Below are 24,860 nucleotides of genomic sequence, written 5' to 3' on the forward strand. Positions count from 1 at the left end.
TCCTGATTAAGAACGTAGCCCTGTATTCGAAAGCGTCCCGAAACCATTCCGGAAAAATAAGACGCGACATTATAGCGGCGCATAGACGGCGAGTCGAGGACGGTAATCTACTGCGTGGGAGGAAAACTCGCATTGCGGTCGATCCCTCGGAAAACGTAGTCGATGCAAAGGCTTAAACAACCCTGTCGCCTGCCAGCCACTTATTCTTCTCGTTTAAAACAGAAACGGCCCGCAGGCCGTTTCAGAATTTGCCCCTACTAATACCGCATCTTGTGGAGAAAGTTCCAGTGATACCGTACCCTAGAAGGGAATTTTATGATTTTTGGGAGCAAGATCCTTCGCGATTAGGCTAAGGTTCCGGCACCTCGACAAGCAGGCGAAGCTAATACTGTATCCTGTAAGCCTTCCCACTCTTTTTGCGTATAAGTGTGTAATGCCAAGGCATGAACACTCCCCGCAAGCTCCTCTGAAAGTACGCCATAAATCGCTCTGTGACGTGAAAGGAAGCGCTCACCGACAAATTTATCGGACACCACTACTACTTTGAAATGGCTTTCTGAACCGGCTGGGACATTGTGACGATAACTCTCATCAGTTACTTCCAGAAACGCAGGTTCAAACGCTGCAACTAATTTTGCTTCTATTTGCTCGCGAATCATAGCAATCTCCTTACGCCGTTAGCAGGGAACTGCATCCTTACTTGACCATCTGTCACACTATTAAGGATAGGCGGCTTTGCGATTTATTAGTATGTTACAGAAACAAAATTTCTGCTGCGATTGATAAAAAAGGCAATCGGTTTGTCTTACCTAATGGTATTTAGCCATTAATCTGCATTTTAGGCGAAACCATTAGATATCAATAAGTCAGTTTGCTTTAAATTTAATCAAATGTCGCTTTTACCACCAGTCAGGGCTTACACCCAAAAATGGCGATGTTATGATGTGACCACTATCAGTAATCGATCCCATTTTACATCTGGAATCAGATGCATTAATTGAGAACCTAACATGTTGAAAAAAATCATTTTCCCTGTATTAGCATTGTTCATGCTTGCAGGTTGCGCTACCAGCACCAACACATTAAATATTTCGCCAAAAATCACTCTGCCAACGCAGGATCCTACCCTTCAGGGCATCACTATCAGCATTAATGGTGCTGACCAACGTCAGGATCAGGCGCTGGCTAAAGTGAACCGTGACGGCCAGTTGGTTTCCCTGACCCCATCTCGTGACCTGCGCTTCCTGTTGCAAGAGTCTCTGGAAAAGCAAATGACCGCGCGCGGTTACATGATTGGTGCTGACGGCGCCGTTGATCTGCAAGTGGTGGTGAACAAACTGTTTGCTGACGTGCAAGAAGGCAACCTGCGCTACAACATCACCACCAAGGCTGATATCTCCATCATCGCTACGGCGAAAAATGGTAATAAACAGGTTAAAAACTACCGTTCTACTTACAATGTGCAGGGTGCGCTTACTGCGACCAACGACAAAATCACCAATGCGGTTAACAGCACGCTGGGCGACGTCATCAACGACATGGCTCAAGACACCAGCATCAGTGACTTCATCAAAGCCAACGCCCGTTAATCTTAACCGGCTAAGCTGACTGACTCTTCTGCCCGGCACTGTCGGGCAGAATTGTTTTTACCATTATTTCCCGCCTTCATTTATCATTCCCCAGCGCCTCTACTCTATCGGTCTGCGGGAACACATTTTAATGGTAAGCCAGTACTTCAAAATCTTCACACAGCGCAATACGCTGATATTACTGCTGCTCGGGTTTGCATCCGGCTTACCTCTGGCATTGACCTCGGGCACGCTGCAAGCCTGGATGACCGTCGAGAATGTCGATTTAAAAACCATTGGGATTTTCTCTCTGGTCGGCCAGGCCTACGTTTTCAAGTTCCTCTGGTCCCCGATGATGGACCGCTACACCCCCTCTTTCTTCGGCCGCCGTCGTGGATGGTTAATCCTCACCCAGCTGCTGTTGGTGGCCTCGATTTTCGCCATGGGCTATCTCGATCCGGCAAAAGAGCTGTTCTGGCTGGCAGCGTTGGCGGTACTGATCGCCTTTGCTTCCGCCTCGCAAGATATTGTTTTTGATGCCTATAAAACGGATCTTTTGCCCGCCGCCGAGCGTGGCAGTGGTGCGGCCGTGTCGGTATTGGGCTATCGATTGGCGATGCTGATTTCTGGCGGGTTGGCGCTGTGGATAGCCGATCGCTACCTCGGCTGGCAACACATGTACTGGCTGATGGCGGGCCTGATGCTGATTGGCGTGGTGGCCACTATTATGGCGCCGGAGCCTGATGTCTCTGAGCCAGCACCTCGCACCATAGAAATTGCAGTCGTAGCCCCTCTCAAAGACTTTTTCAGCCGCAACAACGCCTGGCTGATTCTACTGCTGATTGTGATGTACAAGATGGGCGATGCCTTCGCGGGGAGCCTGAGTACTACTTTCCTGATTCGCGGCGTGGGGTTTGACGCCGGGGAAGTGGGCCTGGTGAACAAAACCCTTGGTCTGTTAGCGACGATTATTGGCGCGCTGTATGGCGGCATGGTGATGCAGCGCCTCAGCCTGTTCCGCGCGTTAATGATTTTCGGCATTTTGCAGGCCGTTTCCAACGCGGGATACTGGATTTTGGCGGTCACGGATAAGCACATCTACTCTATGGGCGCGGCGATCTTCTTCGAAAATCTGTGCGGAGGAATGGGCACCGCCGCGTTCGTCGCGCTGTTAATGACGCTATGCAATAAGTCGTTCTCCGCCACGCAGTTTGCGCTGCTCTCGGCGTTGTCCGCCGTTGGCCGGGTGTACGTCGGGCCGATAGCCGGTTGGTTTGTCGAAGCACACGGCTGGCCCCTATTCTATCTCTTCTCCATCGCCGCCGCCGTGCCGGGGTTGCTATTGCTGGCTATCTGCCGCCAAACCCTTGAACACACGCAAAACACCGACGAGTTCTTACCACGCACTCTATTCGCCAGCCATTACCGACTGGCGCTGCGCATCTTAATGGTAGGTTGCTTACTGTTAGCGGCATGGCTGGTGCTATTGATCACCAACTCGCTGGAGTGGACCGCCTTCACCTCTCTGCCGCAGAAACTGATCGAAGCCGGGGCTGTGATTTGCCTGTTCGGCATCGCGCTCGGCAGCATTCTCGACTTTGTGGCTCTGCGCCGCCTGCGTCGAGTTTAAGACAGTTCGCCCTTGTCCCTTAAGTCGAATTCTGGCCTGATATATCGGTGTAAATCATGGGTATATCAGGGCTGGCGGGGCGATTCAGGGGCATTGGCGAGGCCAAAACCAAGCTCAAATTAAGTAACATTTCCCTGCGCTAAGATAAACTTCATTCAATAAAATATAATTAATAAGTTACAGCATCTTTCAAATACACTTTTTTTTTACCTGCTTTTTATTTTTAAATTCACCGTATTTATACATTGCATTAACATTAATTAAACCTACCAAGAACATTACACTTCGCATTAAATATTAAGCATTACTGCTATACCTTGTTTTTACTCACCATAGTGAAAGAACCCCACGCAACATATTGTTGACATTGAGAAATTGTCACTCTCCGTAACATGTGTGACTTCGTTAACATAAAGTGGCAGTGGCCCGCTGACACTTCCTTAAGCGTGTTTACAGTACTGCAACCTTCCCGTAAAATGCCCGCACACATGGAGCGACAATAGAGCCCTGATTTATTGAGGTCGTTAGATGAGACTTAAGAAATACAATAAAAGTATTGGGATGTTGTCCTTATTTGCATCTGCTTTAATGTTAAGTGGTTGCAATACGGCATTGATGGATCCCAAAGGAGCAATTGGACTCGAGCAGAGAACGCTGATACTGACCGCAATCGGATTAATGCTGATCGTGGTTATACCAGTTATTATCATGGCCTTTGCATTTGCATGGAAGTATCGCGCTTCTAATACAAACGCTAAGTACAGCCCGAACTGGTCCCATTCCAACAAAATCGAAGCCGTGGTCTGGACGGTTCCAATTATTATCATTGCCATCCTGGCAACGATAACTTGGAAAACCACTCACGAACTTGACCCGTTCAAGCCTATCGTATCTGACCAAAAGACCCTGACAGTTGAAGTGGTTTCTTTGGACTGGAAATGGTTGTTCATTTATCCAGAACAAGGCATCGCAACTGTTAACGAATTGGTTATCCCTAAAGATGTTCCGGTTCAGTTCAAAGTCACTTCTGACTCTGTGATGAACTCGTTCTTTATTCCTCAGTTAGGCGGACAGATTTACGCGATGGCGGGTATGCAGACTCAGTTGCATTTGATTGCAAACGAAGCTGGTACCTATAAAGGCATCTCGTCAAACTTCAGTGGCCGCGGTTTCTCTGGCATGAAGTTCAACACCATTGCTACTCCTACGCGTGAAGACTTTGACGCATGGGTTGCGAAAGTGAAGAGCGCGCCAAACCAACTGGCAACCACTGACGACTTCAACAAACTGGCAGCGCAAAGTATCGACAACCCGGTTGAATACTTCGCAAGCGTCAAACCTGAATTGTTCAAAGAAATTATTGGCAAATTCATGGGTGATATGAACATGCACAAAGGCCAGACAATGCCAATGCCAGCCGGCACTGACATGAAAGGCATGGACATGGGCGATCATGCTCACGCAGCCGGAGCCGAGGAATAAACGATGTTGGGAAAATTAACACTTGATGCGATCCCGTATCATGAACCGATTATCGTGGTCACCGTTGCCGCGATAATTATTGGTGGCTTGGCCGTTCTGGCCGGCATCACCTATTTCGGCAAATGGAAATATTTGTGGAACGAATGGATCACCTCCGTTGACCACAAAAAATTAGGTATCATGTACATCATTCTGGCCTTCGTCATGCTGTTGCGTGGCTTTGCCGATGCCATCATGATGCGTAGCCAGCAAGTCCTCGCCTCTGCGGGAGAACCGGGCTTCCTACCGCCTCATCACTACGACCAAATCTTCACCGCGCACGGCGTAATCATGATCTTCTTCATGGCGATGCCTTTCGTTATCGGTCTGATGAACGTGGTTGTGCCGCTGCAAATCGGTGCTCGTGACGTTGCATTCCCGTTCCTGAACAACATCAGCTTCTGGTTTACCGCCGCTGCCGTTGTACTGATCAACATCTCTCTGGGGGTTGGTGAGTTCGCGCAGACCGGTTGGTTGGCCTATCCGCCGTTGTCAGGTAAGGAGTACAGTCCGGGCGTCGGGGTCGATTATTGGATATGGAGTCTCCAGATATCCGGTATTGGTACCTTGCTGACCGGTGTTAACTTCTTCGCCACCATCCTCAAGATGCGTGCGCCTGGTATGCCGCTGATGAAAATGCCGGTATTTACCTGGGCTGCGTTGTGTACCAACGTCTTGATCATCGTGTCGTTCCCAATTCTGACCGTAACCGTTGCGTTGCTGACCCTGGATCGCTATCTGGGCACCCATTTCTTCACCAATGATATGGGCGGCAACATGATGATGTACATCAACCTGATTTGGGCCTGGGGCCATCCGGAAGTGTATATCTTGGTTCTGCCAGTATTTGGTGTGTTCTCAGAAGTTACTGCGACCTTCTCCAAAAAACGTCTGTTCGGCTACACCTCACTGGTATGGGCAACTATCGCCATCACCGTGTTGTCGTTCGTTGTTTGGCTGCACCACTTCTTCACCATGGGTTCAGGTGCCAACGTCAATGCCTTCTTCGGTATCATGACGATGATTATTTCTATCCCAACAGGGGTAAAAATCTTCAACTGGCTGTTCACCATGTACCAAGGCCGTATCCAGCTTAACGCTGCGATGCTGTGGACTATCGGCTTTATCATCACCTTCTCTGTAGGTGGTATGACCGGCGTTCTGTTGGCTGTTCCAGGCGCAGACTTCGTGCTGCACAACAGCTTGTTCCTGATTGCTCACTTCCATAACGTTATTATCGGTGGTGTGGTATTCGGTTGCTTCGCTGGCCTGACTTACTGGTTCCCTAAATCCTTCGGCTTCACGCTGAATGAAAAATGGGGTGTGCGTTCATTCTGGTTCTGGATCATCGGCTTCTTCGTCGCCTTCATGCCGCTCTATGCACTGGGCTTCATGGGTATGACTCGCCGCGTTAGCCAGAACATCGACCCTGAGTTCCACCCATTACTGGTCGTGGCAGCTTGTGGTGCAGCATTGATTGCAATCGGTATTCTTTGCCAACTGATCATGATCGTTGTGAGTGTTCGTGACCGCGACCAGAACCGTGACCTGACGGGTGACCCGTGGGGCGCACGTACTCTGGAGTGGGCAACCTCTTCTCCTCCTCCGTTCTATAACTTCGCAGTAGTACCTCAGGTACATGACCGCGACGCGTTCTGGGACATGAAAGAGAAAGGCGAAGCTTATGTTAAACCAGCAAAATATGAAAAAATTCATATGCCACGTAACAGCGGCGCAGGCTTCATCATTGCGATGCTCAGCCTGGTAAGCGGTTTTGCATTAATCTGGGATATCTGGTGGTTGGCGCTGGTTAGCTTCATCGCACTGGTTGTAACCTGGATTGTGAAAAGCTTCGATGAAGATGTTGATTACTACGTGCCGGTTGAAGAAATCGAACGTATTGAGAGCCAACATTTTGAACAAATCAGCAAAGCAGGCTTGAAACATGGCAACTGATACCCTGACTAACCACGACGCAGCCCATGCAGAGCATGGGCACCACGACGCAGGTGAAACCAAAGTCTTCGGCTTCTGGATCTACCTGATGAGCGACTGCGTACTGTTCGCGAGCTTGTTCGCAACTTACGCAGTACTGGTGCACGGGACCGCTGGCGGCCCGTCTGGTAAAGATATTTTTGAACTGCCATTCGTACTGGTAGAAACCTTCTTCCTGCTGTTCAGTAGTATTACTTACGGCATGGCGATGCTGGGCATGACTAAAGGCAGTGTAAAAGCTGTTAACAGCTGGTTGTTCCTGACCTTCCTGTTTGGTCTTGGCTTCATCGCGATGGAACTCTATGAATTCCATCACCTGATTAAAGAAGGCTACGGTCCGGATCGCAGTGGTTTCTTGTCAGCGTTCTTCGCGCTGGTAGCAACCCACGGTCTGCACGTAACTTGTGGCCTGATCTGGATCATCACCATGATGGTACAGGTTAGCCGTCGCGGCCTGACCGCAGTTAACCAAACCCGTCTGATGTGCCTGAGCCTGTTCTGGCACTTCCTGGACGTGGTATGGATCTGCGTATTCACCGTTGTTTACCTGATGGGGGTATTAGCATGAGTCATTCTGCCACTTCCCATGGCGGCGCAAGCCACGGCAGCGTGAAGTCATACCTGATTGGCTTCATCCTGTCAGTTATTCTGACGGTTATCCCGTTTGCCATGGTAATGAGCGATACAGCTTCACATTCGCTTATCATTGGCACGGTGGTCGCATCTGCGATTATCCAGATCGTTGTACATCTGGTTTACTTCCTGCACTTAAGTACTGCATCGGAAGCACGCTGGAACCTGGTGGCATTTCTGTTCACCGCTGTGATTATCTTTATCGTCGTTGTGGGCTCACTGTGGATTATGTATAACCTCAACCTCAATATGATGGTCAGTTAAAGAGCCGAGCTGCACGTGATGATTAAGCAATACCTGCAAGTAACGAAACCAGGAATTATTTTCGGTAATTTAATTTCTGTCGTCGGGGGATTCCTCCTTGCTGCCAAAGGCAGCATCGACTTCCCTCTCTTTCTCGCCACCTTAGTGGGCGTCTCGTTGGTTGTCGCATCGGGTTGTGTTTTCAACAACTTTATTGACCGCGACATCGACAAGATTATGGAAAGAACGAAGAACCGGGTCCTGGTTAAGGGCCTGATTCCGCCGAAAACAACCCTGGTTTACGCTACCATTTTGGGTATTGCGGGCTTTGCGTTGCTGTATATCGGTGCCAATCCGCTGGCGATGTGGCTGGCTGTGATGGGTTTTGTGGTTTATGTCGGGGTTTATAGCCTGTATATGAAACGCAAATCGGTATATGGCACGCTGATCGGCAGCTTGTCAGGTGCAGCGCCTCCAGTTATCGGTTACTGTGCCGTTTCCGGCCAGTTCGATATGGGCGCGCTGATCCTGCTGCTGATCTTCAGCCTGTGGCAGATGCCGCACTCGTACGCGATTGCCATCTTCCGCTTTAAAGATTATCAGGCTGCCAACATTCCGGTTCTGCCGGTAGTGAAAGGCATTTCAGTGGCTAAACACCACATCACCGTCTACATCATTGCTTTTATGGTGGCGACCTTGATGCTGACCTTGAGCGGCTACGCGGGTTATAAATACCTGATTGTGGCTGCCGCCGTGAGCGTCTGGTGGTTGGGCATGGCGCTGAAAGGTTACAAAACCGAAAACGACATCGTGTGGGCAAGAAAGCTGTTTGTCTTCTCGATTATCGCGATCACTTCGCTGAGCGTCATGATGTCTATCGACTTCAACGCCGCTTCGCCGAACAACTTGTTAACCTACGTCTGGTAAGCATGACGCGCTGAGTTCTTTAGCGACATACAGCACAACAATGGCCAGTAGCGATACTGGTCATTTTTTTGAGCCCTCCCCTGCTTTATCCAGTCAGAATTTTCATAACGTTGTGCTTCTGGCCCACTGGCGGCGGTAATATCTGCTAAACATCCAGCAATTTACCGGCACAAGTTAAAGACATTACAATGTCGCAGGTTTTAGTCTTGAGGTAGTAATGAACGATAACCAAATGACCCCGCAGGAAAGCCGGGCGACGTGGGGACTAGGGATAGTTTTCTCTTTGCGCATGCTCGGCATGTTTATGGTGCTACCCGTCCTGACCACTTACGGTATGGCGCTCGCGGGTGCCAGTGAAACACTTATCGGCATTGCTATCGGTATCTATGGGCTGGCACAGGCCGTCTTCCAAATTCCTTTTGGCCTGCTCTCAGATCGCGTTGGGCGTAAGCCGCTGATCGTCTTCGGGCTTATCATCTTCTGTATCGGTAGCGTGGTTGCCGCATCAACAGATTCAATCTGGGGCGTGATCATTGGCCGCGCGATGCAAGGCTCCGGCGCGATTGCCGCCGCAGTGATGGCGCTGCTCTCTGACTTAACGCGCGAGCAGAACCGCACCAAGGCCATGGCCTTTATCGGCATCAGTTTTGGTATCACTTTTGCTATCGCCATGGTGCTCGGCCCCATCATTACCCATGCCTGGGGCCTGCACGCCCTGTTCTGGGCCATAGCCCTGCTGACGATTATTGCCATTGTTATCACGCTGTTGGTGGTCCCGGCTCCGGCGACCCACATCCTCAACCGCGAATCGAGCATGGTGAAAGGCAGCTTTGGCAAAGTGTTGGCGAACAAGAAACTGTTGAAGCTTAACTTCGGCATTCTCTGTCTGCATATTCTGCTGATGTCGAGCTTCGTGGTGCTACCACAAGTGATGGAGCACGCGGGCTTCCCGCCGAGTGAGCACTGGCGCGTCTATCTGGTGACTATGCTGGTCTCCTTCGTGGCCGTCATTCCGGTCATCATCTATGCCGAATCTAAGCGCCACATGAAGCAAGTTTTCATGGGCTGCGTGGCGGTGCTGCTGCTGGCTGAGTTGGTGCTGTGGTACGCCGGTCTGCGCCTGTGGGTGGTGATTGCCGGCATCCAGCTGTTCTTCTTAGCGTTCAACGTGATGGAAGCCATTCTGCCCTCGCTTATCAGCAAAGAGTCTCCGGCGGGCTATAAAGGCACGGCCATGGGCGTTTACTCCACCAGCCAGTTTATCGGCGTCGCCATCGGCGGCAGTCTAGGGGGTTATGTTTACGGAGCGGGCGGCGCTGGCGCAGTCTTCTTGGTTTGCGCAGCCATTGCCGTGGTGTGGCTGATGGTCAGCGCTACCATGAGCGAGCCGCCTTACGTCAGCAGCCTGCGCATTACGCTGTCTGAGCTGGCGGTTAAAGACTCGGCTCTGGAAGCACGCATCAAAGCCCAGCCGGGCGTCGCCGAGGCGATTGTCGTGCCGGAAGAGCTGAGTGCTTATGTCAAAGTGGATACCAAACAGACCAATCGCAAAGCGCTGGAACAGCTAGTCGCTGCGACCTAATGCTTTGATTAGATAATAAAAAAAGGACGCTCACAGGGCGTCCTTTTTTGTTTGCCGCAGGGCAATCAGTCGCGGAAGTTCTTAAACTGGAAAGGCTGACCCAAATCGCCTTTGCGCACCAACGCCATTACGGCTTGCAGGTCATCACGCGCTTTACCGGTCACGCGGATTTCGTCACCCTGAACCTGAGTCTGCACCTTGATTTTGCTGTCTTTAATCAGCTTCACGATCTTCTTCGCTACCGCAGATTCAATCCCTGAATGCAGTTTAGCTTCTACGCTATAGGTCTTGCCGCTGTGATCCATCTTCTCAGGGATCTCCAGCGCCGCGCCTTCAATGCCGCGTTTCGCCAGCTTTTCACGCAGAATATCAACCAGCTGGTTCACCTGAAAATCAGATTCGCTGGCAACTTTAATGGTTTCGTTTTTCTCATTCAGCTCGAAGCTGGCGGGAATGTTGCGGAAATCCCAACGGGTTTGCAGTTCACGGCTAGCGTTGTCGACCGCGTTGAGCACTTCCTGCATGTCGATTTCAGAAACAATGTCGAATGACGGCATAATCGCTTCTCCCTGGGGCTTTAACCCATGTCGTTATGATGATAAGTCTTATGATGGCGTGCATAATACCGCCTTCGCTCATTGAAGCCAAAAATAAGCCGTCGGTTTTTATTAGGCTGGCCGTTAAGATGGTGCCGATGGGCGAAAATATGTGACACACAGCACAGAATGCTATACTAAAAAATACAAATTAATAACAAATTAGAAACATTAAATTCGATTTACTGAGTATGTTTGATCTGATTGCTCAGGAGGCATAATGAAAATTACAGTTCTTGGCTGCGGTGCCCTGGGGCAGCTTTGGCTATCTACCCTGTACCAACAAGGCCATGACGTACAAGGTTGGGTACGCATTCCACAGCCTTTTGTTGCCGTTAACGTGATATCACCGGACGGCGTGGCGTTCAACCGTAACCTCCCAACCAATGACCCGCAGCATTTGGCCGAAAGCGAACTGCTGTTGGTGACGCTAAAAGCCTGGCAAGTTTCCGGCGCGGTGAGCGCGTTAATGCCGATGCTCAACGACAATTGCACTCTGCTGCTGCTGCATAACGGCATGGGTACCATTGATGAGTTACCGGCCAGCCGCCTGTCCATTTTACAAGGGGCGACCACCCACGCCGCACGCCACGAGGGCAATGCCATTCTGCACGTTGCCGCCGGGATAACCCATATCGGCCCGGTTTCTGCGCGAGGCGCGGCTTCCAGCCATATCGCCGACGTGCTGCATGACGCCCTGCCCGACGTGGCCTGGCATAACAACATCTATCCTTCTCTATGGAACAAGCTGGCGGTTAACTGCGTGATTAACCCTCTGACCGCCGTGCATAATTGTACTAATGGCGACTTGCTGGGATTTAGCAGCGAAATAGAGAAGATCTGCGCCGAAGTGGCGGAAGTGATGGCGATTGAGGGATATCAAACTCACGCAGAGTCCCTGTTGAGCTATGTGTATCAGGTGATCGACACCACGGCCGCCAACCACTCGTCGATGTTGCAGGACATTCGCACTCAGCGTCACACAGAAATCGACTATATTACCGGCTATGTTATCCGCCGCGGGCGCAAGCACGGGCTGACTCTGCCGGTGAACAGTCACTTATTCGATACCGTTAAAAGAAAGGAAAATGGCTATGAGCGTTTCGGTTCTGGTCTGCCTGGCACCTGGGAGTGAGGAAATTGAGGCCGTCACGGCCATCGACTTGCTGGTTAGAGCCGGCGCAAAGGTCACCACGGCAAGCGTAGCGGGCGACGGCGCGCTGGAAATCACCTGTTCGCGCGGCGTGCGGCTGCTGGCCGATGCCCCACTGGTGGATGTCGCAGATAACGACTTTGACGCCATTGTTCTGCCGGGCGGCGTGAAAGGCGCCGAGTGCTTCCGCGACAGCCCGCTGCTGGTGGAAACCGTTCGCCAGATGCACTTTGCCGGTAAAGTTGTCGCTGCCATCTGCGCCGCGCCAGCCCTGGTGCTGGAGTATCACGACTTATTCCCCATCGCCAATATCACCGGTTTTCCAGGGTTGAAAGATAAAATCGCCGCCAACAAATGGTCAGATCGCCGGGTGATGCATGACCCTCGGGTTAATTTGCTCACCAGTCAGGGGCCGGGCAGTTCGATGGAGTTCACCCTAAAGTTGATCGAACTGCTGTTCGACCGGCCAAAAGCGGCGGAGATTGCCGCTCAGCTAGTCATGTCTCCGGGAATTTATAATTTCACTGACGAAGGGGCGCGTGAGTAATCGCTCACTATCGATTTGATGGCAATGAGAAAAACCATAAAAAAACCCGGCATGGCCGGGTTTTGTTTTTAGCGCGCGATAAGGCTTAAGGGCGGTAAACTTTAACGTTGGTGTAGCCCTGCTCAAGCAGATAGAGCGCCTGTAGGCGGCTCATCACGCCGCGCTCGCAGTACAGCAAGTAGGTTTTGCTCTGGTCCAAATCGGCGAACTGGGTGCTCAACTTGTAGAAAGGCACGGCCTTGATTTCGACATTTTCCAGCTCCAGCGGCTTCTCTTCCGCTTCGTCTGGCGCACGGATATCCAGAAGAATGTCAGTACTTACTAACTCAGCCACGGTTTCGACTTCTTTCACTTCCTGCGCGGCTTGTTCAGCAATCTGGCGAATATCCTGGTTCTGCGCTTCGCTAACCACTTTGTCGAGAATCGTGAAGTCGAACATCTGCTCTTCGGCTTCAATTTTCTCTTTAACGGCTTTCACGGTCGGGCTTTTAGAAATCACGCCGCAATATTCCGGCATGGTTTTAGCAAAGTCTTCAGTGCCAATTTGGCGAGCCAGATTGATGATGTGCTCTTTATCGTGAGAGATAAGCGGGCGCAGGATCAGCGTGTCTGTCGCATTGTCGATGAGACGCAGGTTAGTCAGCGTTTGGCTGGAAACCTGCCCCAGCGCCTCCCCCGTCACCAGCGCCTGTACGCCGTAACGCTCGGCGATTTGCGAAGCTGCGCGCATCATCATGCGTTTCAACACCACGCCCATCTGGCCATCTTCGACTTTCTCAAGGATTTCACCCACCACCGGCTCGAAGTCGATAGCGATGAAACGCACTTTGTGTGAGCTGCCAAAACGGTTCCACAGGTAGTAAGCCACCTGCTTCACGCCGATTTCATGGGCTGAGCCGCCAAGGTTGAAGAAGCAGTAATGCACGCGGCAGCCGCGACGCATCAACATATAGCTCGACACGCCGGAGTCAAACCCGCCGGAGATCAGCGACAGCACGTCTTCCTGCGTCCCAATCGGGTAGCCGCCCAGACCTTCGTGACGGCTTTTGATCAGCACCAGCTGGTCGTCGTTAATTTCCAACTTCACGGTCACCTGCGGATTGGTCAGATTAACGCGCGCAGATTCAACGTGTTGATTCAAACCACCGCCAACATAGCGCTCAACGTCGCCGGAGCTGAAGCTATGTTTACCACGGCGCTTCACGCGCACGCAGAAGGTTTTGCCTTCAACTTCAGGGCCATAAGCTTCCAGCGCCTGCTCGAAGATATTGTGCATGTCGGTGTAAGGACGATCTTCCACTTCTTCGACGTGACGAATGCCGGGAATGCGACACAGCAATTCGATAATCAAGTCGTGTTTACTTTCGTCTTTACTGCGAACTTCGATATGATCCCAGTGGCGAACCACTGCCAATGACTCATCCTGAGGTTTAATGATGTTGCGAATGCTGCTTGCGAGGATCTTAATGAAGCGCAAACGCACAGATTGACTCTTGATGGTGATTTCTGGGAACAATTTAATGATCAACTTCATAGCAGTCTTTTGTTAGCAGTGAGAAAACAGGGAATGAGTGGCTGGATCAGGCTGAAAGCGCCTATTATTGTTAAGCCCAACGCCGACTAACACTAACGAGTAATAGAGCCTGTTGGCTTTTCAGCGTTGAATAGCCGTATAGCTTAACGATAATTTTGTTGAGCCAGATTCAGCGGCGCAAAGTATACCACTTTAAATAGGGTCTCTGCGCACAAAACCACACATCGGGTATGACGTCGAGACGGAATCCCGCCAGGGCGATGACTTACATTGCAGCGTCACGCTGCTGCCCAACCTATCTGACCAACGAGTTTGAAAGAGAATTATGCCGAAAAAAGCTGTAGCACCCGCCAACTTTGAAACTGCTCTGGCCGAACTGGAACAGATTGTCTCTCGCCTCGAATCTGGCGAATTGCCGCTGGAAGACGCGCTGAATGAGTTCGAAACCGGCGTGCAATTGGCCCGTCAGGGACAGCAAAAATTGCAACAAGCCGAGCAACGCGTTCAAATCCTGCTGGATAGCGACAATGACGCCCCGCTGACACCTTTTACCCCGGACGCTGAGTGATCTGTCATGGCTGATATTGCACAACAAGCCGAAGGCATTGATTTCAACAGCCAGCTCCGTTCGGCGCAAAAACGTGTCGATCGGGCGCTAACCTACTACATAGATGCCCAACCTTTTGCCGAGATGCCGCTGGCTCAGGCCATGCGCCACGGTGCGTTGTTGGGTGGAAAACGCCTGCGCCCTTATTTGGTCTATGCTACAGGTCAGCTGTTTGGTTTGCATTTGGACTCACTGGACGCCCCGGCGGCAGCCATTGAATGCATCCACGCCTATTCATTGATCCACGATGATTTACCCGCCATGGATGATGATGACCTGCGTCGCGGTCAACCCACTTGCCACATTAAATTTGGCGAGGCGAACGCCATTTTGGCGGGTGATGCCTTACAAACGCTGGCCTTCACTATTTTGGCCGACGGCCCGATGGGCGAAGTGCGGTTGCAAGATCGCCTGTCAATGATGTCTGAATTAGCCGCGGCCAGTGGTATTGCCGGCATGTGTGGCGGTCAGGCACTGGATTTGGCGGCTGAAGGTCAACAGATCGATCTGCAAGCCTTAGAGCAGATCCATCGCCACAAAACCGGCGCACTGATCCGCGCCGCGGTACGCATGGGGGCGTTAGCCGCGGGTGAAAAAGGCCGCGCTGCGCTTCCTCAATTGGATATTTATGCCCAAGCCATTGGCCTGGCGTTTCAGGTTCAGGATGACATTCTGGACGTGATTGGCGACACCGAAAAACTCGGTAAACGTCAGGGAGCCGATCAGCAGCTCGGCAAAAGCACCTATCCCGCACTGCTGGGACTGGATGGCGCACAAGCGAAAGCCAAAGACCTCTATCAAGAAGCGGTCGCGGCATTAGAACAGCTGGCCGCACTTTCTTACAACACGGCACCGCTGCACGCATTAGCCCGCTTCGTGATTGAACGCGATAATTGATATAGCCGGGCCATGGGCGTTGTGACATGGAAGCAACAACGCCCGCGAGGCAGCCTATATGCCGTTGAACTTACTATGAGCAACTCATGAGTCTTGAATTAGCCAAATACCCGACCTTGGCGCTGGCGGAGAATCCCGAAGAACTCCGTTCGCTTCCTAAAGAGAGCTTGCCAAAGCTTTGCGACGAACTTCGCCAATACCTATTGGCCAGCGTCAGCCAGTCCAGCGGGCATTTTGCGTCCGGTTTGGGCACGGTTGAACTGACCGTCGCGATGCACTACGTCTATAACACGCCATTCGACAGTCTGGTGTGGGACGTCGGCCATCAGGCCTATCCGCACAAAATCCTGACCGGCCGCCGCGACAGAATTTCCACTATTCGCCAAAAAGATGGCCTGCATCCCTTCCCGTGGCGCGGAGAGAGCGAGTTTGACACCCTGTCCGTGGGTCACTCTTCCACCTCGATCAGTGCCGGTTTAGGCATGGCCGTGGCCGCCGAGCGCGAAGGCAAAGGCCGCCGGACCATCTGTGTGATTGGTGATGGCGCCATCACCGCCGGTATGGCGTTTGAGGCGATGAATCACGCGGGTGATATTAAGTCAGACATGCTGGTGGTGCTCAACGACAATGAAATGTCGATTTCTGAGAACGTCGGCGCGCTGAATAACCATCTGGCACAGCTGCTCTCCGGCAAGCTTTACTCGCGCCTGCGCGAAGGCGGCAAGAAGGTGCTGTCCGGCATTCCTCCAATTAAAGAGCTGGTGCGCCGCACGGAAGAACATCTGAAAGGCATGATGGTGCCTGGCACTTTGTTCGAAGAGCTGGGCTTTAACTATATCGGCCCGGTTGACGGCCATGACGTGCTGGCGCTGGTGCAGACGCTGAAAAACATGCGCGAGCTGAAAGGCCCGCAGCTGCTGCACATCATGACCAAGAAAGGTAAAGGCTATGAGCCTGCCGAGAAAGATCCGATCAGCTGGCACGCCGTGCCGAAATTTGATCCGCTGTTAGGCACGCTGCCGAAAAGCAAAGAAGGGTTGCCGACTTACTCTAAAGTGTTTGGCGACTGGTTATGTGAAACCGCCGCCAAAGACAGCAAGCTGATGGCGGTCACTCCGGCGATGCGCGAAGGCTCCGGCATGGTGCGCTTCTCCAAAGAATATCCACAGCAGTATTTCGACGTGGCGATTGCCGAGCAGCACGCGGTGACCTTTGCCGCCGGGCTGGCTATCGGCGGCTACAAGCCGATCGTCGCCATCTACTCGACCTTCTTGCAGCGCGCCTACGATCAGGTGATCCACGACGTGGCGATTCAAAACCTGCCGGTGCTGTTCGCCATCGACCGTGGCGGTATCGTCGGTGCCGACGGCCAGACCCATCAGGGCGCGTTTGACCTGTCCTTCCTGCGCTGCATCCCGAACATGGTCATCATGACACCGAGCGATGAGAACGAATGTCGCCAGATGCTGCACACCGGCTACCACTATCAAGAGGGTCCGGTGGCGGTGCGTTACCCTCGTGGCAACGGAACCGGCGCGGAGTGTACGCCGCTGGCCTCCTTACCGATGGGTAAAGGCATTGTGCGTCGCGAAGGCGAGAAAATCGCCATCCTAAACTTCGGCACCCTGCTGCCAGAAGCCAACGCCGTGGCCGAAAAGCTGAATGCGACGCTGGTCGATATGCGTTTCGTCAAACCTCTCGACGAAGCTCTGGTACTCGAGCTGGCTTCCAGCCATGAAGTGCTGGTAACGCTGGAAGAGAACGCCATCATGGGTGGCGCGGGCAGCGGCGTGAATGAGCTGCTGATGTCCAAACGCCTGATGGTGCCGGTGCTGAATATTGGTTTGCCGGACCACTTCGTCTCTCAAGGCACGCAGGACGAAGTGCGCCGCGACCTTGGTCTGGATGCCGAAGGCATCGAACGCCAAATCAACGACTGGCTGGCCTAACCGCCGCCGCATCTCCCCTCTTTAGCTATTTTAAAGAGGGGAGCTTCACACTTACTCCCGCCGTTATCCTGCTCTCCGCCCTGCCTGAACTACACTTATAGCGTGCTATGAATCTGCACGGGTTGTTCTTGAATAAAAACAACAAGCAGGAGGAATGATGCAACGCATTACACTAGGAAAAACCGATCTTGAGGTGTCACGCCTGTGTTTGGGCTGTATGACCTTTGGCGAGCCGGACCGCGGCTCTCACGCCTGGACTCTGCCCGAAGAGAGCAGCCGCCCTATCATTAAGCAGGCGCTGGACGCCGGAATTAATTTCTTCGATACCTCCAATAACTACTCCGATGGCAGTAGCGAAGAAATTATTGGCCGCGCGCTGAAAGAGTACGCCCGGCGTGAAGACGTGGTGGTCGCCACCAAGGTCTACAATGCCGTCACCGGCCTCAAGCCGGGGCTGTCTCGCGCTTCAATTCTGCAATCCATTGATGACAGCCTGCGGCGCTTGGGCATGGAGTACGTGGACCTGCTACAAATCCATCGCTGGGACTATGAGACGCCCATTGAAGAGACGCTGGAAGCACTGAATGACGTGGTGAAAGCAGGCAAGGCGCGCTACATCGGCGCGTCTTCCATGCATGCCCGGCAATTCAAACTAGCATTGGAGCTGTCGGCGAAAAACGGCTGGGCGTCGTTTGTCTCGATGCAGGATCAGTACAATCTGATCCAGCGCGAAGAGGAAAATGACATGCACCCGCTCTGCGTGCAGGAGAATATCGCCGTCCTGCCGTGGAGCCCGCTGGCGCGAGGCAAACTGACGCGGCCTTGGGGCGAAACCACGGCGCGATCGGTTTCCGATGAAGTCAGCCAAAAGCTGTATGACGCCACGGATGCTGTTGATGCCAAAGTTGCCGAGCGTCTGGAGAAAGTGGCTGAGGACCACGGCGTGCCGCGGGCGCAAATTGCCTTGGCGTGGCTGTTGGCCAAGCCTGCGGTTACTGCGCCAATCATCGGTGCCTCGCGCCCTGCCCACCTTGAAGACGCTATTGCGGCGCTGCAAGTGAAGCTATCGATAGAAGAGATTGCCGAGCTGGAGATGGCCTATCAGCCGCATGAGGCGACGGGCTATAAATAATCGCGGTAAGCGGAAGGCATAAAAAAGGCGCTGAAGCCAGAAGCTCAGCGCCTTTTCACATTTCAAGTCGGCTTAAAACAGGCCAATCGGCCAGTGGTGCCCAACCAAATAGATAATGCCTGCGGCAAAAATCCCGGCGATAACATCATCAATCATGATACCCATGCCGCCGTGAACATTGCGGTCGAACCAGCGGATAGGCCACGGCTTCCAGATATCCAGAATGCGGAACACCACAAAACCGCCGACGACCCACTGCCAATCGTTGACTGGCAGCGCCATCAGCGTGATCCACATGCCGACAAACTCATCCCACACGATGCTGCCGTGATCGTGAACCTGCATGTCTCTGGCCGTTTGGCGGCAGAGGTAAACCCCGATACAGATGCTGAACATCACCACCAGCGAGTAAAGCTGCCACGGCAGGTAGGTCAGTACGATCCAGAAAGGGATCGCGGCAATCGAACCGGCAGTGCCCGGCCCGTAAGGGAAAAGCCCGCTACCAAAGCCTGTAGCCAGCAAGTGCCACGGGTTGCGCAGATTGAGGCGCTTTTTCGCGGCGGCCATATCGCGTTTATGATCGCCGGTTTTACCTTTGTAGTTCTCAGGTCGCTTTTTATGACTAACGGTCACACAATAACTCCTGCTGAAAAGTGATCAAACCCCTGCCAGTCAAGCTCCACCGGCTCGCCTGAACGCAAGAAGGTGATGCCTTCAGACAGCGGAGCCATCTGCCCGACGCAGGTAAAATCAACGCCCAGATGGCTGAGAGCCACGTCCAGTGCGCCACGGTTGATTTCGGGAACGGTAAAGCAAAGCTCATAGTCTTCGCCGCCGGTCAGTGCCCATTTCAGCGCCCGATCGCCATCCACGCTGCCCAGAAGTGCTTCTGACAACGGCAGCGCGTCTAAGTCGATACGCGCGCCGCAGCCGCTGGCCGACAACACGTGTTTAAGGTCTGAGATCAGGCCGTCTGAGATATCAATCGCCGCGGTGGCTAAACCACGCAGTGCCTGACCCTGCAAAATACGCGGCGTCGGGCGAAGGTGGCGTTGCAGCAGAGTGTCGCGATGCTCTGCATTGTCTACGGTCAGCTGATCCAGCAGCAGGGCCAGGCCTGCCGCGCTGTCGCCCAGCGAGCCGGTAACGAAGATCCAGTCACCGACGCCGGCACCGCTGCGTGTTAATGCGCGATCCATAGGAATCAGCCCCTGAATGGTCAGGGTCATGCTTAATGGGCCACGGGTGGTATCGCCGCCAATCAGTTGCATACCGTAGTAATTGAGCTGATCAAACAGGCTATCGCTAAAGGCTTCCAGCCATTCGGTGTTCACTTCCGGCAGGGTCAATGCCAGCGATACCCACGCCGGATCGGCACCCATGGCGGCTAAATCACTGAGATTCACTGCCAATGCTTTATAACCGAGATCGGCAGGATCGATAGTCTTGAGGAAATGAATGCCTTCTACCAGGGTATCGGTACTTACTGCTAATAGCTGCTTTTCAGCGACAGTCAGCAGAGCGCAGTCATCGCCAATGCCTAACTGGACATCCCGGCGGGCCGTTCTGTACCGGTTGAAGTAGCGAGCTATTAAATCAAATTCGCCGCATGCCATAGTAAAATTCCAGATTGAGTCACCCAATATCATTCGAGCTGGTGCCTAGCTGCGCAAGGAGCAACACCGGCGCGCCTGCCAACTGAATGGTGAGGGAGAAAAATGACTAAGGCCGGATATCCGGCCTCAACAGGTTGGTCAACGCCATGGTAAGCGATGTAACTTCACAAAATCTTCAACCAAACTAAAGGCTGTATGACCAACATGCATTTATTGTTGTGACTTGTGAACGGGCTGTACTATTACTTTTTGCGGATATGCGGGCCCGCTTTATCCAGTACGCCGTTAACAAATTTGTGGCTATCTTCAGCGCCGAAGGTTTTCGCCAGTTCGATCGCTTCGTTAATGGCCACTTTGTAAGGGACGTCCTGACGCTTGCTCAGTTCAAACAGAGCCAGACGCAGGATTGCTCTTTCCACCTGACCCAATTCGTCGAGCTGGCGAGACAGGTATGGAGCCATCAGCGCATCAAGCTTCTCTGCACTGGTAGCAACACCGGTCAGCAATTCGCGGAAATAGGTAATGTCGACGTCTTTGACATCCTGCTCGGTCAGGAATTCTAATTCAACATCGGCAATGTCGTTTTTCGACAACTGCCAAGAGTAAAGCGCCTGTACGGCACATTCACGGGCGCGGCGACGAGCAGCAGGTTTCACGGATTTCCCCTTAACTAGATTCAGGCCTGGATAGCCTTGATAACATTAATCATTTCAAGCGCGGTCAGGGCTGCTTCAGCACCTTTATTACCGGCTTTTGTCCCTGCACGTTCGATAGCTTGCTCAATACTTTCGGTAGTCAGCACGCCGAACGACACTGGGATCTCGCTGTTCAGCGCAACGCTGGCTAAACCAGAGCTACATTCGCCAGCCACGAATTCGAAATGGGCAGTGCCCCCACGGATGACGGTACCCAGCGCGATAACAGCGTCATATTTGCCGCTGTTCGCCAGAGCACGAGTGGCCAGTGGCAGCTCATAAGCGCCTGGAACCCACACTACGGTGATGTTGTCATCGCTAACCTGACCAATGCGTTTCAAAGCATCAACCGCGCCAGACAGCAGGCTGTCGTTGATGAAATTGTTGAAACGGGCAATAGCGATTGCTACGCGCGCGTTCGGCGTGGCTACAACACCTTCGATAACGTTCATAGGTTTTCCTTTAAATGGGTTCAAGAGTTCAGCTTTTGACAGCCCCGGCCCAGCCCAGCCGCAGGGGGGCGGATTCTATCATATTATTACCTTGTCTGGACATGCGATTTATAAACACATTCCGTCAAAAGGCGTGGCAGAGAAGCCGAAGCTTATCTGCCCGATATTTTTGCGACGTTTTTACGGCTCGAATACGTGCCGATTAGTACTGAGGTTTCAGGCGCAGACGTAAATCTGCTCCCACCTGACGCACATCGCTGAGGATGAATTGTGGCGCATCGGACAGGCTTTGCAAGCCGGGGAGCACACAAAGTGCACGTCCGTTTTCACCCAGTAATTTTGGTGCCATGTAGACGATCAGCTCATCCACCAGACCGGCCTGCAACAGCGCCCCGGCAAGCTCTGCCCCGGCTTCAACCCATATGCTATTTATCTGTCGCTTGGCCAGTTGCATCATCAGCAGCACTAAATCAACCCGGTTATCTCGCCCAGGAACCACCCACTGCTCGGTGGATTCAGGCCAGGTTTGCTCATCGGCGGCAAGGCGGGCCAGCCAAGTATCGCCCGGCTGATTGACCATTTTGTGCTGTGGCGTCACGCGATTTTGACTGTCGATAACAATGCGCAGCGGCTGACGCAGGGACTCCTGCGGATAAATACGCTGAGTGTCGCTATCCAGTTGGTCCCAACGGACGTTGAGTGAAGGGTCGTCCGCCAGCACCGTGGCGCTAGAACTAAGAATGGCCGAGCTTTGAGCACGAAAACGCTGCACGTCGGCGCGCGCGGCGGCTGAGGTGATCCACTGGCTTTCGCCGGACTCCATCGCCGTGCGACCATCTAAAGATGCCGCCATTTTAAGCTGCACATAAGGGAAGCCGGTGCGCATACGCTTCAAGAAGCCGAGGTTGATGGCTTCGGCTTCGCTGTGCATCAATCCATGGCTGACTTCAATGCCAGTTTGTTGCAAACGGTATAAGCCACGCCCGGCGACTTCTGGATTAGGATCTTGCATGGAGGCAACCACACGCGCCACGCCGGCGGCAATCAGCGCGTCGGCACAGGGAGGCGTGCGGCCGTGGTGGCTACAAGGTTCAAGGGTGACATAAGCCGTGGCGCCTTGGGCTTTTTCACCCGCCATGCGCAGCGCATGAACTTCGGCGTGTGGCCCACCGGCCTTAATGTGATACCCCTCCCCCACGATTTCGCCATCACGGACGATGACGCAGCCGACGTTTGGATTTGGCGTGGTGGTGAAGCGGCCGAGTCGCGCCAGCTCAAAGGCGCGAGCCATGTATTTTTCATCTGCATGCAATGATTCTGTGGACATATCTATCCTTAATCCTGAAGACGGGCGATCTCTTCGCCGAACTCGCGGATATCCTCAAAGCTGCGATATACCGAAGCAAAGCGAATGTAGGCGACTTTATCCAGCTTTTTAAGTGCATCCATCACCAGATTGCCAATCATTTTGGCAGGGATTTCGCGCTCTCCCGTAGCCCGCAATTGTGACTTAATGTGGCTGATGGCCATTTCAACATCATCTGAGCTTACAGGCCGTTTTTCCAACGCCTTCAAGATACCGCGGCGCAGTTTGTCTTCATTGAAGGGTTCACGAACGTCATTGCTTTTAATCACGCGGGGCATCACCAGCTCGGCCACTTCAAAAGTAGTAAAGCGTTCGTGGCAAACCAGACACTGGCGACGGCGGCGAACTTGCGATCCATCGCCAACCAGGCGGGAATCGATGACTTTCGTATCAACAGCAGCACAAAATGGGCAATGCATAGCAGTTCCTGATGGCGGTCTTGATGGGGGGTTAGTTTAGCGCGAAGTGGCGCGACAACAAAGGCTGTCGCTACTTTGGTGCACATCGGGTTAAACTTAACCCCTTGTTTGAGCGGGAGGAGCTGCACGTTTCCCCCTTCACCCTATGATTTTACAGGCTCTGAGCAACTCGCTCTCAGAGCGCAAGAAAAGGAACTCACCGACATGACAGGCTATTTTCGCGCAACTTTAGCTGCTTCAGCCCTGCTGGCATTATCAGGTTGTGCCCAACAAGACCCACAAGTGACAGAGCTACGATCTGAAGTCGGCCAGTTAAACCAAAAATTACAGCGTCTGACCGATTTAGCCAGCGCGTTGGAGCAGCAAACCCTGCTCAACCGCCAGTCAACCGATGGCCTGTATATCCTGCCTGCGGCAAAAAGCGCGGCGGTGGTGAAGAGTGATATTGGTGAGTTAAGCGTAATCCTGACCAATGTTTCTCCAGATGCCAGCGGCGTTCAAGGCCAGCTGCGGATTAAAAGCGTGTCGGGACAGCCACTGCCGCCGTTCACCGCCTCGCTGGACTGGGGACAGCTCGACCCAGTCACTGGCAAACCTCTGACCGTGGATATGCAAACGCAAAACATCGCCAGCGTCCCGACCCTGCTGCCAAGCGCGGAGCAGGTTATCGACGTGACCTTCCAGAATATTCGCGTCGAAACCCTCGGCTTTGTTCGCCTGCATAATATTCTTGGCCCGGTACAAGCAGTTCAAGAGCCCGCCGCCGCCAAATAACGGCCTTCAGAAAGCATAAAAAAAGCCTCGCAATTGCGAGGCTTTTTCATGGCTGATGCTGAACAGATTAAGGCAGGATCGAAGGCTGATCTGCGCCCTCTTTCTCAACTTTCTGCTGCAACATGTGTTCGCGTTTCATGCCAAGTTTCAGCGCTAACGCGGATGCCACGTAGATAGATGAAACCGTACCGATTGATACACCGATCAACATGGTCAGTGAGAAGCCTTCCAGCAACGCGCCGCCAAAGATGTAGAGCATCAGAACAACCATCAGCGTAGTCGCTGAGGTCATGATGGTACGGCTCAGGGTCTGGGTCAGGGACACGTTCATGATTTCGTAAGAGGTACCGCGACGGATCTTGCGGAAGTTCTCACGAATACGGTCCGAAACCACGATGGAGTCATTCAGAGAGTAACCAATAACCGACATCAGGGAAGCGATGATGGTCAGGTCAACCTCGATTCTGAACAGTGACAACACGCCCATGGTGATGATGACGTCGTGCGCCAACGCGATAACCGCACCCAACGCCAGTCGCCACTCGAAGCGGAAACCAACGTAAATCAGGATACAGATAAGCGCAATCAACAGCGCCATCGCACCGGCCTGAGCCAGATCGCTACCTACGCTTGGACCCACGAACTCAATACGTTTTACTGACGCATTTTTGTCGATATCGGCGTTGATAAGTCCGATGACTTTGTTACCCAGTTCCTGACCCGCAGTGCCTGACGTTGGCGGCAGACGGACAATAATGTCGCGGCTGCTACCAAAGTTTTGGACCACAGGGTCGGTGAACCCGGCTTTCTCCATTGATGCACGCATGTCATCAAGGTTAGCGGGTTGATCGAGGCTGATCTCAATTACCGTACCGCCGGTAAAGTCCAGACCCCAGTTAAACCCGCGAACACCGATGATCGCGATGGAAACGATCAACAACAGACCAGAAATGGCGAAGGCCAAGTTGTCCCAGCGCATAAAGTCGATGACTTTACGGCCGTAGTTCAGTTGTTCAACAGTATA

General features: G+C 52.8%; 25 protein-coding genes. 15 read left to right on the plus strand and 10 right to left on the minus strand.

Annotated features, from left to right (window positions below):
* Nucleotides 1-344: 344 nt before the first annotated feature.
* Entirely contained in the window at nt 345-659 is a 315-nt protein-coding gene (bolA, locus tag SBO83_RS08055) for a transcriptional regulator BolA (protein WP_353503074.1), read from the minus strand.
* A gap of 351 nt (nt 660-1,010) precedes the next feature.
* On the opposite strand from bolA, the gene SBO83_RS08060 reads away from it, so the two are divergent.
* The 8 genes from SBO83_RS08060 to SBO83_RS08095 all read left to right on the plus strand — a co-directional run bounded on the left by SBO83_RS08060 (nt 1,011) and on the right by SBO83_RS08095 (nt 10,099).
* Nucleotides 1,011-1,589, plus strand: a complete 579-nt coding sequence (locus tag SBO83_RS08060; RefSeq protein ID WP_353503075.1) for a lipoprotein — start codon at nt 1,011-1,013, stop codon at nt 1,587-1,589.
* 130 nt (nt 1,590-1,719) lie between these two features.
* The gene (gene ampG, locus SBO83_RS08065; protein WP_396131117.1) at nt 1,720-3,198 is read left to right on the plus strand and encodes a muropeptide MFS transporter AmpG; all 1,479 of its coding nucleotides are present in this window, start codon (nt 1,720-1,722) and stop codon (nt 3,196-3,198) included.
* 528 nt (nt 3,199-3,726) lie between these two features.
* Nucleotides 3,727-4,680: a cytochrome o ubiquinol oxidase subunit II gene (gene cyoA / locus SBO83_RS08070; protein WP_034792398.1), complete on the plus strand. Its 954-nt coding sequence runs from the start codon at nt 3,727-3,729 to the stop codon at nt 4,678-4,680.
* A gap of 3 nt (nt 4,681-4,683) precedes the next feature.
* Nucleotides 4,684-6,675, plus strand: a complete 1,992-nt coding sequence (gene cyoB, locus SBO83_RS08075) for a cytochrome o ubiquinol oxidase subunit I (protein ID WP_353503077.1) — start codon at nt 4,684-4,686, stop codon at nt 6,673-6,675.
* Nucleotides 6,665-7,282, plus strand: coding sequence for a cytochrome o ubiquinol oxidase subunit III (locus SBO83_RS08080; RefSeq protein WP_034792403.1), 618 nt, complete (start codon nt 6,665-6,667; stop codon nt 7,280-7,282). The genes cyoB and SBO83_RS08080 overlap by 11 nt, the downstream gene beginning before the upstream one ends.
* Nucleotides 7,279-7,611, plus strand: a complete 333-nt coding sequence (locus SBO83_RS08085) for a cytochrome o ubiquinol oxidase subunit IV (RefSeq protein ID WP_034792406.1) — start codon at nt 7,279-7,281, stop codon at nt 7,609-7,611. Before SBO83_RS08080 ends, SBO83_RS08085 begins: the two co-directional genes overlap by 4 nt.
* A gap of 18 nt (nt 7,612-7,629) precedes the next feature.
* Nucleotides 7,630-8,517, plus strand: coding sequence for a heme o synthase (gene cyoE / locus SBO83_RS08090; RefSeq protein WP_034792408.1), 888 nt, complete (start codon nt 7,630-7,632; stop codon nt 8,515-8,517).
* A gap of 217 nt (nt 8,518-8,734) precedes the next feature.
* Complete coding sequence (locus tag SBO83_RS08095) at nt 8,735-10,099, plus strand: MFS transporter (RefSeq protein ID WP_396131120.1); 1,365 nt, start codon at nt 8,735-8,737, stop codon at nt 10,097-10,099.
* 65 nt (nt 10,100-10,164) lie between these two features.
* Here SBO83_RS08095 and SBO83_RS08100 read toward each other — a convergent pair whose 3' ends face one another.
* Entirely contained in the window at nt 10,165-10,656 is a 492-nt protein-coding gene (locus tag SBO83_RS08100) for a YajQ family cyclic di-GMP-binding protein (protein WP_034792410.1), read from the minus strand.
* Between the two features lie 259 nt (nt 10,657-10,915).
* Between SBO83_RS08100 and panE the strand changes: the two genes are divergently transcribed.
* Both panE and yajL read left to right on the plus strand, forming a co-directional pair.
* The gene (gene panE, locus SBO83_RS08105; RefSeq protein ID WP_396131122.1) at nt 10,916-11,830 is read left to right on the plus strand and encodes a 2-dehydropantoate 2-reductase; all 915 of its coding nucleotides are present in this window, start codon (nt 10,916-10,918) and stop codon (nt 11,828-11,830) included.
* The gene (yajL, locus tag SBO83_RS08110; RefSeq protein WP_353503080.1) at nt 11,790-12,395 is read left to right on the plus strand and encodes a protein deglycase YajL; all 606 of its coding nucleotides are present in this window, start codon (nt 11,790-11,792) and stop codon (nt 12,393-12,395) included. The genes panE and yajL overlap by 41 nt, the downstream gene beginning before the upstream one ends.
* A gap of 85 nt (nt 12,396-12,480) precedes the next feature.
* Here yajL and thiI read toward each other — a convergent pair whose 3' ends face one another.
* Nucleotides 12,481-13,929, minus strand: coding sequence for a tRNA uracil 4-sulfurtransferase ThiI (gene thiI / locus SBO83_RS08115; protein ID WP_396131124.1), 1,449 nt, complete (start codon nt 13,927-13,929; stop codon nt 12,481-12,483).
* A gap of 325 nt (nt 13,930-14,254) precedes the next feature.
* Here thiI and xseB point away from each other — a divergent pair, with 325 nt between their 5' ends.
* From xseB to SBO83_RS08135, 4 genes are all read left to right on the plus strand, one after another.
* Entirely contained in the window at nt 14,255-14,497 is a 243-nt protein-coding gene (gene xseB, locus SBO83_RS08120) for an exodeoxyribonuclease VII small subunit (RefSeq protein WP_154145607.1), read from the plus strand.
* A 6-nt stretch (nt 14,498-14,503) separates the two neighbouring features.
* Complete coding sequence (gene ispA / locus SBO83_RS08125) at nt 14,504-15,433, plus strand: (2E,6E)-farnesyl diphosphate synthase (protein WP_396131125.1); 930 nt, start codon at nt 14,504-14,506, stop codon at nt 15,431-15,433.
* An 86-nt stretch (nt 15,434-15,519) separates the two neighbouring features.
* Nucleotides 15,520-17,382: a 1-deoxy-D-xylulose-5-phosphate synthase gene (dxs, locus tag SBO83_RS08130; protein WP_396131126.1), complete on the plus strand. Its 1,863-nt coding sequence runs from the start codon at nt 15,520-15,522 to the stop codon at nt 17,380-17,382.
* Between the two features lie 157 nt (nt 17,383-17,539).
* The gene (locus tag SBO83_RS08135) at nt 17,540-18,514 is read left to right on the plus strand and encodes an aldo/keto reductase (RefSeq protein WP_396131127.1); all 975 of its coding nucleotides are present in this window, start codon (nt 17,540-17,542) and stop codon (nt 18,512-18,514) included.
* Between the two features lie 72 nt (nt 18,515-18,586).
* Here the strand turns inward: SBO83_RS08135 and pgpA are convergent, their stop codons facing one another.
* The 6 genes from pgpA to nrdR form a co-directional block, all read right to left on the minus strand.
* On the minus strand, nt 18,587-19,081 hold the full coding sequence (pgpA, locus tag SBO83_RS08140) for a phosphatidylglycerophosphatase A (protein ID WP_396131229.1): 495 nt from the start codon (nt 19,079-19,081) through the stop codon (nt 18,587-18,589).
* 62 nt (nt 19,082-19,143) lie between these two features.
* Complete coding sequence (gene thiL / locus SBO83_RS08145; protein WP_396131128.1) at nt 19,144-20,130, minus strand: thiamine-phosphate kinase; 987 nt, start codon at nt 20,128-20,130, stop codon at nt 19,144-19,146.
* 242 nt (nt 20,131-20,372) lie between these two features.
* Nucleotides 20,373-20,786, minus strand: a complete 414-nt coding sequence (nusB, locus tag SBO83_RS08150) for a transcription antitermination factor NusB (protein ID WP_034792428.1) — start codon at nt 20,784-20,786, stop codon at nt 20,373-20,375.
* 20 nt (nt 20,787-20,806) lie between these two features.
* Nucleotides 20,807-21,277, minus strand: a complete 471-nt coding sequence (gene ribH / locus SBO83_RS08155; RefSeq protein ID WP_353503085.1) for a 6,7-dimethyl-8-ribityllumazine synthase — start codon at nt 21,275-21,277, stop codon at nt 20,807-20,809.
* Between the two features lie 202 nt (nt 21,278-21,479).
* Nucleotides 21,480-22,589 (minus strand): bifunctional diaminohydroxyphosphoribosylaminopyrimidine deaminase/5-amino-6-(5-phosphoribosylamino)uracil reductase RibD, encoded by a 1,110-nt coding sequence (gene ribD, locus SBO83_RS08160; RefSeq protein WP_396131230.1) that lies wholly within the window; start codon nt 22,587-22,589, stop codon nt 21,480-21,482.
* 23 nt (nt 22,590-22,612) lie between these two features.
* Nucleotides 22,613-23,062, minus strand: a complete 450-nt coding sequence (gene nrdR / locus SBO83_RS08165) for a transcriptional regulator NrdR (protein ID WP_353503086.1) — start codon at nt 23,060-23,062, stop codon at nt 22,613-22,615.
* A 204-nt stretch (nt 23,063-23,266) separates the two neighbouring features.
* Between nrdR and SBO83_RS08170 the strand changes: the two genes are divergently transcribed.
* Nucleotides 23,267-23,836 carry a DUF3251 domain-containing protein gene (locus tag SBO83_RS08170; RefSeq protein WP_353503087.1) on the plus strand — a complete coding sequence of 190 codons (570 nt, stop codon included), beginning with the start codon at nt 23,267-23,269 and terminating at the stop codon, nt 23,834-23,836.
* A gap of 67 nt (nt 23,837-23,903) precedes the next feature.
* Here SBO83_RS08170 and secF read toward each other — a convergent pair whose 3' ends face one another.
* Nucleotides 23,904-24,815: a protein translocase subunit SecF gene (gene secF, locus SBO83_RS08175; protein WP_051899533.1), complete on the minus strand. Its 912-nt coding sequence runs from the start codon at nt 24,813-24,815 to the stop codon at nt 23,904-23,906.
* Nucleotides 24,816-24,860: the final 45 nt, after the last annotated feature.

It is taken from the genome of Ewingella allii (assembly GCF_044430645.1).
In the GTDB taxonomy this organism is placed as follows: Bacteria; Pseudomonadota; Gammaproteobacteria; order Enterobacterales; family Enterobacteriaceae; genus Ewingella; species Ewingella allii.